General features: G+C 55.9%; 8 protein-coding genes. 4 read left to right on the top strand and 4 right to left on the bottom strand.

Translation table 11 applies throughout. The annotated features are described in order from the left end of the window. Positions 1-5 precede the first annotated feature (5 nt). Positions 6-2054 carry a M3 family metallopeptidase gene (locus tag ACT3TR_RS17305; protein WP_444625914.1) on the bottom strand — a complete coding sequence of 683 codons (2049 nt, stop codon included), beginning with the start codon at positions 2052-2054 and terminating at the stop codon, positions 6-8. A gap of 196 nt (positions 2055-2250) precedes the next feature. On the opposite strand from ACT3TR_RS17305, the gene ACT3TR_RS17310 reads away from it, so the two are divergent. The 3 genes from ACT3TR_RS17310 to ACT3TR_RS17320 all read left to right on the top strand — a co-directional run bounded on the left by ACT3TR_RS17310 (position 2251) and on the right by ACT3TR_RS17320 (position 5007). Then, positions 2251-3591 (top strand): sodium-dependent transporter, encoded by a 1341-nt coding sequence (locus ACT3TR_RS17310; protein WP_444625910.1) that lies wholly within the window; start codon positions 2251-2253, stop codon positions 3589-3591. Positions 3592-3685: 94 nt separating this feature from the next. Beyond that, positions 3686-4231 carry a gamma carbonic anhydrase family protein gene (locus ACT3TR_RS17315; RefSeq protein WP_444625911.1) on the top strand — a complete coding sequence of 182 codons (546 nt, stop codon included), beginning with the start codon at positions 3686-3688 and terminating at the stop codon, positions 4229-4231. Positions 4232-4335: 104 nt separating this feature from the next. Next, complete coding sequence (locus ACT3TR_RS17320) at positions 4336-5007, top strand: metal-dependent hydrolase (protein WP_444625912.1); 672 nt, start codon at positions 4336-4338, stop codon at positions 5005-5007. On the opposite strand, the gene ACT3TR_RS17325 is transcribed toward ACT3TR_RS17320, so the two are convergent. From ACT3TR_RS17325 to ACT3TR_RS17335, 3 genes are read right to left on the bottom strand one after another with little or no spacing between them, the layout of a single operon-like run. After that, positions 4983-6365: a sigma-54-dependent transcriptional regulator gene (locus ACT3TR_RS17325; protein ID WP_192536265.1), complete on the bottom strand. Its 1383-nt coding sequence runs from the start codon at positions 6363-6365 to the stop codon at positions 4983-4985. The two genes, ACT3TR_RS17320 and ACT3TR_RS17325, sit on opposite strands and share 25 nt — an antisense overlap. After that, positions 6358-8292: a sensor histidine kinase gene (locus tag ACT3TR_RS17330; RefSeq protein ID WP_407647825.1), complete on the bottom strand. Its 1935-nt coding sequence runs from the start codon at positions 8290-8292 to the stop codon at positions 6358-6360. The genes ACT3TR_RS17325 and ACT3TR_RS17330 overlap by 8 nt, the downstream gene beginning before the upstream one ends. Beyond that, positions 8289-9062 carry a GntR family transcriptional regulator gene (locus tag ACT3TR_RS17335; RefSeq protein WP_096276130.1) on the bottom strand — a complete coding sequence of 258 codons (774 nt, stop codon included), beginning with the start codon at positions 9060-9062 and terminating at the stop codon, positions 8289-8291. The genes ACT3TR_RS17330 and ACT3TR_RS17335 overlap by 4 nt, the downstream gene beginning before the upstream one ends. Before the next feature lie 284 nt (positions 9063-9346). Between ACT3TR_RS17335 and lldD the strand changes: the two genes are divergently transcribed. Next, entirely contained in the window at positions 9347-10501 is a 1155-nt protein-coding gene (gene lldD, locus ACT3TR_RS17340; protein WP_096276128.1) for an FMN-dependent L-lactate dehydrogenase LldD, read from the top strand. Positions 10502-10674: the final 173 nt, after the last annotated feature.

A 10674-nucleotide genomic window follows, 5' to 3' on the forward strand; every position in this document is an offset into this window, starting at 1 on the left:
GTGTGTTAAGCGGCGCGAATGCCGCAGTGGCGAAGCAGTGGCTCAACGCTGGGTTCGCGACCGCGAAAGGCAACAAACAGGTCGGCGGCATCACGAGCGCCGCCCTGCTCCAGGATTTCGCGACGAAAGCGCTGGCCTGTTTCTGGGTCGAAGATGCCAGCTTCTTCAAAGGCACTCCAGGCATCTGCCGAGAGCACTTCCGCCCACTTATAGCTGTAGTAACCGGCCGCATAGCCGCCAGCAAATATATGCCCAAAGCTATTTTGGAAGCGATTGAAGGGGGCTTTGGGCAGCACCGATACCGCGGCCCGCACATCATCGAGCAGTGCTTGCACGTCGCTGGCGCTAGGGGCGCTGAGTTCATGGTGCAGGCGTAGATCGAATAGCGAGAGTTCGATTTGGCGCATCATACCCATGGCCGACTGGAAGTTCTTGGCTGCCTGCAGGCGCTCTAGTAGATCGAAGGGAAGCGGCTCGCCGGTATCCACGTGCTTGGCCAGCAGGTCTAGTCCTTCACGCTCCCAGCAGTAGTTTTCCATAAACTGGCTGGGTAGCTCGACCGCATCCCAGGCCACACCGTTAATGCCGGAAATATCCGCAATGTGCTGCTTGGTGAGCATATGGTGAAGACCGTGCCCAAACTCATGGAACAAGGTCGTGACTTCGTCGTGAGTCAGCAGCGCGGGGCGGCCACCTACCGGCGCAGTGAAGTTGCAGGTTAGAAAGGCCACTGGCAGCTGCAGGCCCTGCTCGGTTTGACGGCGCACGCGGCAGTCCGCCATCCAGGCACCGCCGCGCTTGCCTTCACGGGCGTAGAGATCAAGGTAAAAGCCGGCAATCGGCTGGCCGTTTTCAGTAATCTGGAAGTATTGGACGTCTGGATGATAGCGAGTCGCCTCGGTATCTTCTTCACAGCGTACGCCGTAGAGGCGCTCAACCACTTGAAACAGGCCATCAATGACGCGCGGGGCGGGAAAGTAAGGGCGCAGCTGTTCTTGGGAGATGGCGTGGCGTGCTTCGCGCAGTTTCTCGCTGGCGTAGGCAACGTCCCACGGCTCAAGTACTTCCAGGCCCAGTTCGTCACGGGCGTAGGCGCTCAGTTCAGCAAACTCTTCTTTAGCCTGAGGCAGCGCACGACGGGCTAGGTCGTTGAGGAAGTCGAGCACCTGCTCGGGAGATTCGGCCATTTTAGTGGCCAGTGAATAATCCGCGTAGGTGGCAAAGCCAAGCAGCTGGGCAATGTCGCTACGTAGCGACAGAATCTCTTCCAAAATGGCAGCGTTGTCGAACTTGCCAGCATCCGCGCTTTGGTCTGAGGCACGGGTAATGAACGCGGTATACACCTCACGGCGCAGCTCGCGACTGTCGGCGTAGCTGATGACAGGGAAAAAACTGGGGAAATCCAAGGTAATCCGGTAGCCCGGCACGCCCTTCGCCTCGGCGGTGGCTTTTAAGGTATCTAAGGCACTTGCTGGGACGCCTGCGAGCGCATCTAAGCTATCAATATCTTTGTGCCATGCCTGGGTGGCATCCAGAACGTTATTTGAATACTGGTTTGAGAGTAGTGAAAGACGCGACTGAATTTTTCCGTAACGCGCTTTTTGGTCCGTGGGCAGGTCAACACCGGCTAGCCGGAAATCACGTAAGGCGTTCTCGACGGTGCGCCGCTGTGCGGCATCTAACGATGCCCAGGCCGGGCCTTCTTTCAGCGCTTTCCAACCATGGAAAAGCCCTTCGTGTTGGCCGACCCAGGTGCCGAAAGCAGAAAGCTTTTCAAGGCATGCCTGATACGCTTCGCGTAATTCGGGGGAGTTCATGGTGCCGTTGAGATGAGAAATCGGTGACCACGCATTGGTGAGACGGTCATTGACGGCCTCAAACGGCGCCGCGAAATTGTCCCAAGTGGGCGGCGTGGCGGCGGCCTGCTGGGCGAGGAGATCAATGGCCTCGCGGCTTTCTCTGAGCAGGATTTCTACCGCAGGCTCTACGTGTTCGGCGCGAATGTCAGCAAAAGGGGGGAGCTTGTGCGTCTCAAGCAACGGATTGGAGGGCAAGGGGGTGGAGGACATAGGCACCTCAGTTGGCATCGTTTTTAAAATCGTGTAGGAAGCGCAAAACGCGCGATAATGATGACACAGTGCGGGCAGTGGGGCCGCGTTTCAATGCTAGGCTGCAGGTCAGAGTTTGGCCTGCGTGCAAGTGCCTGCTAGTCTTGCCGCCTTTTAATGCCTCTAACGGCAGGAGCACACGATGAGCGAAACGCTGGAGCGCTGGGGGTCGAAGCGGGCCTTTATCTTGGCAATAACAGGTGCTGCAGTGGGTTTAGGCAACATCTGGCGCTTCCCCTACGTGGCTGGAGAAAATGGCGGTGCGGCATTTTTGCTGGTTTATGTAGCGTTTGTGCTGCTGCTAGGTATTCCCGTCATGATGGCGGAAATATTGATTGGCCGAGCCGGGCGTCGCGGGCCAATGCAGGCGTTAGGGGCCTTGGCAACAGAGGCGGGAGCCTCGCCTCATTGGCGTTGGCTAGGGCTATTCGGCGCGTTCACCGTATTTTGTATCTTATCGTTCTACTCGGTGGTGTCCGGCTGGTCGATTGAGTTTTTAGTTGCCTCCGTGAACGGTAATTTCAGCGGCGCGAGCGCTGAGGAGATTGGTGCGGGCTTTGACGCCTTCTTGGCTAACCCGGGCCTGCTTATTTTTAATCACACCCTGTTTCTATTCATGACCATGTCCGTTGTGGCGGCCGGTGTTGCCAAAGGTTTGGAGCGACTTAACAATTTGCTGATGCCGCTGCTGTATTTTTTGCTGCTGCTATTAGCAGGCTATGCCGCCACGACGGATGGTTTTGGCACCGCGCTGGCATGGCTGTTTCTGCCCTCTTTCGATGCGCTAACGCCATCGGTGGTTGTCCATGCGATGGGGCATGCGTTTTTTACCTTGGCGGTAGGGGCCTGTGCCTTAATGGCGTACGGGGCTTATATGCCTGAAGAGCAAAGCCTGCCCAAAGCCGCGTTTGCGGTAGCGGTGCTCGATATCAGCGTTGCACTGCTGGCGGGTATTGCGATTTTCTCGGTTGTGTTTGCTCAAGGCATGGACCCCGCTGAAGGCCCAGGCTTAATGTTTGTCACGCTGCCGATCGCATTTTCTGAATTGCCGTGGGGCTCGGTATGGCTGAGCGTGTTCTTTTTATTACTGCTGTTAGCCACCTGGACCTCAGCGATTAACTTAGCCGAGCCCATGGTCGCGACGCTTCAGGGGCTGGGGCTGCGCCGCAGCCTTGCGACGTTGGTCGTGGCAGTCAGCGTCTGGTTAATCGGCCTGCTATCCGCCTTCTCGTTTTCGACGCTTTCTGAATTCCGGCCGCTCTTTGGGCGCAACGTGTTCGAGCTGGTCAGCAGTATACCGCCGGATGTTTTTCTGCCCTTAGGCGGATTGATGATCGCCATTTTTGCCGCCTGGGTGATGCCCCAAGAGCGAGTCGCCAGTGCATTGGGTGCCGGTGAGCGCGGCTACCTAGTGTGGCGAAATATTCTTCGCTGGGTATCGATTCCGCTGACCTTTATCGTGCTACTGGCGGGGTTGCTGTAAGACATTACGGGCTGTCATTAAACGCTGTCATTAAACGCTATAGTCAGCGAGTCATATTCTTTATACGGTCTATCGAGAACCGCAGGAGCAAATTATGAGCAGTGCGTTAAGAAGCTATCAGGGCATGGAGCCTTCGCTAGGCGAGCGCGTGTATATTGATCCGGCCAGCGTGGTCATTGGAGACGTGGTGCTGGGGGATGATTGCTCCGTTTGGCCGATGAGCGTTATCCGTGGCGATATGCACCGTATTCGAATCGGCGCGCGGACCAGCGTGCAGGATGGCAGCGTGCTGCATATTACCCACGCAAGTGACTTTAGCCCGGCGGGCTTTCCGCTCATTATTGGCGACGATGTGACCATCGGCCATAAGGCGATTTTGCATGGCTGTACGCTAGGCAGTCGGATATTGGTGGGAATGGGCGCGATCGTGATGGATGGCGCGATCGTTGAAGATGAAGTCATTATTGCCGCTGGCGCCGTAGTAACGCCGGGTAAGCATCTGGAAAGCGGTTACGTTTATGCCGGTAACCCGGCTAAACCACTGCGCCCGCTGAAAGAATCTGAGCGTGCTTTCTTCCCCTATACCGCCGGTAACTACGTTAAATTGAAAGACCGCTTTTTGGCCGAATCGTCAATTTGATGCCCCTTCTCTAAGCGGTTGCCCAGCCAACCTTTTTTCTTAAATAGTCGTGTCGCGCCGGTCAGAAATCTGTTAATTTATCCAGTTTTCTGGGGTGCCGCGTCATGGCTAACTTTCGCACGCATATTACCGTAGCAGCGGCGGGTGGCATGCTGATAGCTTACGCAGCTTGGAAAGGTCATTGGTGGCCGCCTTCTCAAGCGGTGGTGATGGTTGCGTTGGTTACGTTTGGGGGTGTTTTACCCGACATCGATGCCGACCGGTCACATTCTATCCGATTGATTTTTAATCTTCTTTCAGTGCCTGCCTTGGTCTTTGGCGCACTGCTACTGCAGCCATGGCTCACGCCCGGTGCGCTGCTGGTTGCCTGCGGTGGAATCTATGTCTGCGTGCGTTATTTAGCCAGCGTACTATTTTCGCGTTTTACCGTGCATCGCGGTATCTGGCACTCACTGCTGGCGGGTGGGCTATGTAGCCTGGCCACCGCTGCGCTGAGTTTTAATCTGCTCGGCCAGCCGGCATGGCTTGCTTGGTCGCATGGCGCCGCCACGCTGGTCGGATTTTTAATTCACCTGAGTTTAGATGAGATGTACAGCGTGGATCTTGAAGGCGCTCGGCTAAAGCGTTCGTTCGGAACGGCGCTAAAGCTCGGCGATAGCCGGCGGCCCATGTCTAATCTGCTGATGCTGATTGCCACGTTAACGCTGGTGCCCTGGGTGCCGCCTTGGTCAGTATTGGGTGAGCTGTTGCATCAGGGCTCGCTGCTATGGCGATAGTCATCGGCATTGAGGCCGTGCTTTTTAAGCTTGTCATAAAAGGTTTTGCGCGGAATGCCTAAGTGGCGACACACATCGGTGACACGGCCGTGATAGCGCGCCAGGGATTGGCTGATCAGGCTTTTTTCAAACAGCTCCACCTGGCGGGGCAAAGTGGGCTCCTGAGTGTCGGCGCTAACCCCTTCCAGCAGTGCATCCAGACGATAATCAAAGGCGGCGCCCAGCAATACGTAGCGCTCGGCAAGGTTGCGCAGTTCACGCACATTGCCGGGCCAGTCATGTGCGAGTAGAACGGCAATGCCCGAGCTGTCTATGATAGGCGCTTCCAGCCCGCTGCGATTGGCAGCCACGACGGCAAAATGTTGAAACAGCAAGGGAATATCTTCGCGCCGTTCGCGCAGGGCTGGCAGCGGCAGAGTGACCACGTTAAGACGGTAATACAGATCTTCGCGAAAGCGGCCCTCTTCAGACGCTGCTTTTAGATCCACCTTGGTAGCGGCAATGACGCGAATGTTGAGTGGTACCGTTTCATTAGCGCCCAGCCGCTCCACGCTGCGCTCTTGCAGCACTCGCAGCAGTTTGACCTGAAGCGCCATGGGCATGGATTCAATTTCATCCAAAAATACCGTGCCGCCGTTAGCATGTTCGAATTTGCCGATACGCCGCTCTACTGCACCGGTAAAGGCACCTTTTTCGTGGCCAAATAGCTCGGACTCAATGGTGTTTTCGGGCACTGCGCCGCAGTTGATGGCCATAAAAGGGCTATTACGCCGCCCGCTGCGCTCGTGAATAGCGCGGGCCACCAAGTCTTTGCCGGTACCTGTTTCCCCAAACAGCAGCACATCGGCCTCCACTTGGCTGATGCGCTGAATCATAGCGGCCAGTCGCGATATGATGGGTGTGCGGCCAACCAAGCGAGGCCCCAGCGCGGCTTGCTGTACTTCCAGTTCGGCTTTTAGGCGGTGATTTTCTAAACTGAGCTGGCGCTTCTCGATGCCACGACGCACCACATCCAATAGTTGATCACCGGCGAAGGGCTTTTCAAGAAAATCCCACGCCCCTGCACGCATTGCCTCTACGGCGGTCGAAATATCGCCGTGGCCAGTAATTAAAATGATCGGCAGCGTGGCGTCGCGGTTATGTAGCTCGTGCAGCAGCGCCATGCCATCCATGCCGGGCATCCTTATATCGCTGACGATCACGCCCGGAAAGTCGGGCGTTAAGGCGGCGAGCGCTTGTTCGGCTGATTCGTAGCAGTAGGGCGTGTAGCCTGCAAGCTCGAGGGTTTGGCTAGCGGTGATCCGAAGGTGTGGTTCGTCGTCGATCACTATGACCGGCAGGGTCGACGGTTCATGCATAGTGAGAGCGCTCCTGGACATGCGTTAACGTTGAGTGGGGTAGCGTAATAGTGAAGCAAGCGCCCCCTTCGGGTCGATTAGCAGCCTGCAGCTTACCGCCTAGATCGTCCATAATGCGTGAAGAGATCGAGAGGCCCAAGCCTAAGCCACTGCCTGGCGCTTTGGTCGTGAAAAAGGGTTCAAACACGTGCCCTAAATGCTCAGCTGGAATGCCGGGTCCGTTATCGGCAACGCTAATATGCACCTGCTGATGGTGAATGCTAGCGCTTAGTGTCAGTTGCGGTACGGGTTCGGCTTTCATAGCCTGCAGGGCATTGCCGATTAGATTAACCAGCACTTGCTCAAGGCGCACTAGGTCGCCTTTCACCCATAGCGTTTCATCGGGCCACTCATGAATAATCGTAATGTTGCCTTCGCGCAGACGGCTTTGAAATAAGCGCAAGGCGTAGTCGATGCAGGCCTGTACGGAAATGGTCTCTTGGCGTTCGCTACTCTTACGTGAAAACTGGCGCAGTTGTGCGCTGATATCGGCCATGCGCTCGGTCAGCTCAACAATTTGCTCAAGGTTGGCGTCGGCTTTTTCATGGCGTGCTAGTGCCATAAAGCGTCGGGCGTTTTCTGCATAAGCGCGAATAGCGGCCAGCGGTTGATTAAGCTCATGGTTGATGCCCGCGGCGAGCTGCCCTAATACGGCCAGTTTAGCCGCTTGAATAAGCTCATCCTGCGTTTGGCGTAAGTTGGCTTCAGCCCGGCGGCGCTCTTCAATTTCATCAGAAAGCCGCTGATTGCTGGCGACTAAGTCACGGGTGCGCCTTTCTACGCTAACTTCCAGCTCATCGCGAACGCGGGCCAAAGTATGGCGCTCTCGATCGGCAAACGCTTCCCGTTCACGACGAAGCCTCAGCCGCTGCCAGCCTATGCCGGCCCCAAGTGCAATCAGGCTGTAGAGGCTGCCCGCCATGAGAGCAGCGACCCATTGGGCGCTGATCACCGGTGTTAGCGGCTTTAAAATATGCATTTGCCAGCCAAACTCAGGAATAGGTCGCGTCAGGCTTAGGTAGTTGCCTTTACTTAAAGGGCCTTGGGAGAAACTTACTAATTGGCTGCCCAGGCCGTAAGGCGCAATGACGCCGATGCCGGAGGACGCTAGCGGCTCCATCGCATAGCGTCGCGTTGCGCGCAGGACTCGACGTTGCTCATCGGAAAGCGAGTAAAGGGCGTTCATTCGCAGCCCTGGGTGGCTGGCCATGAAGATGATGTTATCGCTGTCGGTGACAAACAGCTCGGCATCTTGCTCAGCCCAGCTTTCTTCAACCTCATCAAGCAATACTTTGATGACTAATACGCCGTCAGGTTTGGCATCGGGCGAGGTGTCATCGAGCCAAACCGGTGCTGAAAAGAAGTAGCCCCGCTCAAGTGATTGGGTGCCCAAGCCATAAAACCTACCTTGGCGGCCCGCGATGGCTTCGGTGTAATAGCTGCGAAAAGCATAGTTTTGGCCGATAAAGGTGTTAGATCGATGCCAGTTGCTGGCGGCAATAGTATCGCCATCACGATTTAGCAAATAAACGTCTGAAACGCCTGCGGTGAAGCGGAAGCGATCCAGCAACATATTCAGCGGCATCGAGTCTTGGCTGTCGGGGGAGGCTAAAAAACGTTGCACACCTTCCCTTGTCGCGAGCATTTGTGGCAGGTAGTCGTAGCGCAGTAAATAGCCGTTTAAATTGGCAGCAGACAGGCGCAGCTCGTTTTCGGCATCGTCTTGTAAGTTAGAAAGCGCCTGCTCGCGGGCCAGTTGGGCGGCTTGCCACATGCACAGCAATAAACCGAGCGAAATGACCAGCAGCCACAGGCGACGCCAGCGTGGTGGCAAGCGAGCGGGGGTCTGGCTGTGTATGTCAGCCTTGCCCATATCCGTGTTACTCATGCCGGTGTCTTTCGACTGCCTTGGGCGCGGCGAAGGGCGCGTTGGGCCCGCGCCTCTTCACGCGCCATTTCAAGAAGTCCTTCTTCAACGAACGCTAGGTGCTCATGCGCGCGAGCGCGGGCGTCTTCTGCACGCCCTTCCAAGATGGCGTCAAGTAAAGCGCGATGCTGCTTCATCAGCTGGCTGCGTGAGCCTGGTTTGGCAAACAAGTGGGCCAGATTATTAACAATACTCTTTTCAAGCAGATGAAAAATACCGCGAATGGTATGTAGCAGCAGAACATTGTGGGCGGCTTCGGCGATGGCAAGATGGAACGCCGCGTCAAGTTTGGCTTCATGAACAGGGTCGGCGCCGGCAAAACCGCCGTCGAGCTCTTCAAAGCGCTGAATGAGGACCGCCTTATCAGCGGGCGTTGAGCGCAGCGCAGCGTAATAGGCGGATATTCCTTCTATTGCATCGCGGAATTCGAGTAGGTCTAAGTTGAACTCGCCGTGGCGAGAAAGCATTTCCAAAAGCGGATCGGTATAGCCATTGCTAAGGTCGTCGTTCACAAAGGTGCCACCGCCTTGGCGGCTGGTCAGTAAGCCGCGCGCGGCTAATTTTTGAATAGCTTCACGTAAAGAGGGGCGTGAGACGCCAAAACGCTCCGCTAATTCACGCTCTGGTGGGAGGCGCTGCCCAGGTTTTAAGCTGCCCTCCAGCATCATGGCTTCTAAACGCTCGGTAATAACATCGGCCAAACGCTGCTGGCGGAGCGGTGGATAGCTCATGTTGGGTAGCTCCTTCAATTGGTAAGACCAATATTAGAAGCTTTGAACAGACAGCTCAAGCGCTGGCATTGGCGGGTGGCTATTGGTCAAACATTATTAGTCGTAGAATTGAACTAAAGTATAGCGCTATGTAGGGCTATAAAGCCGCATCATTGTTTGACACCTTCATGGCGCCTCACTAATGTTGATGCCATATTTTTGTCAATTGGTAAAACCAATTATTAATTCTGAATAAGCCGATGTATAGCGCGTCGACTGCGCGCATCTACTAAATAGGGCTCGCCATGATTATTTCAGCCTCCACGGACTACCGAAAAGCCGCTAAGCGGCGCATTCCTCCCTTTCTATTCCATTATGCCGACGGGGGGGCATACGCCGAGCATACGCTGCGACGTAATGTAGAGGATCTTTCCGGTATCGCGTTGCGCCAGCGTGTGCTGAAGGATATGTCCTCGCTATCGCTGGAAACCGAGTTGTTCGGTGAAAAGATGGCCATGCCGATTGCGCTGGCTCCGGTGGGGCTAGCAGGTATGTACGCTAGACGCGGGGAGGTCCAGGCGGCGCGAGCGGCCGCCAAGAAAGGCATACCGTTTACTCTGTCGACGGTGTCGGTGTGCCCCATTGCAGAGGTGGCCTCGGCGATTGATCGACCCATCTGGTTCCAGCTTTACGTGCTGAAGGACAGGGGCTTCATGAAGCACGTTCTTGAGCAAGCTAAGGCCGCCGGGGTCAAGACACTGATCTTTACCGTTGATATGCCTGTGCCGGGCGCGCGCTATCGCGATGCTCACTCTGGAATGAGCGGTAAGTATGGGCCGATCCGGCGGATGGCTCAGGCTGCAATGCATCCTTTCTGGGCATGGGATGTCGGTATTAATGGTCGTCCCCATGACCTGGGTAACGTCTCTGATTACCGCGGTAAGCCAACCGAGCTTGAGGATTACATTGCCTGGCTGGCTACTAACTTCGACCCCGCTATCTCTTGGAAGGACCTGGAATGGATTCGTGAACTCTGGGACGGGCCGATGATTATTAAAGGAATACTTGATGCTGAAGATGCCCGCGATGCGGTGCGCTTTGGTGCAGATGGCATCGTTGTTTCTAATCATGGCGGCCGTCAGCTTGATGGCGTTCCCTCGACTGCGCGGGCCTTGCCGGCGATTGCCGACGCGGTTAAGGGGGATCTGGCCATTCTTGCTGATTCCGGCGTGCGCAGCGGGCTTGACGTCGTGAGGATGATCGCTTTGGGTGCCGACAGCGTGTTGCTGGGCCGCGCCTTCATCTATGCGCTTGCCACTGCTGGCGAAGCGGGTGTCACGCATTTGCTCGAGCTATTTGAAAAGGAAATGCGCGTGGCGATGACGCTCACCGGAGCGAGAAGTATTGCCGATTTGGGCGCGAATTCATTGGTATCGGATTTGCCTCGCGATCTTGCGTGAGCAGGCGCTGATGTATGGCCCGCGCACGACTAAGTTTAATTCGCAATGGTGTCCTGATAATATGAGATATGTTTTTTTCACCAGAGCCCTTGCCAACCCGTCAGCGAGTCCGTAAAGTACGCATCCGCTGCCGGGGACGCCTAGCGTTACCAGCGGTGGATGAAGGTGAAAAT

The organism is Halomonas sp. AOP12-B1-6, assembly GCF_052379225.1.
Lineage (GTDB): Bacteria > Pseudomonadota > Gammaproteobacteria > Pseudomonadales > Halomonadaceae > Vreelandella > Vreelandella casei.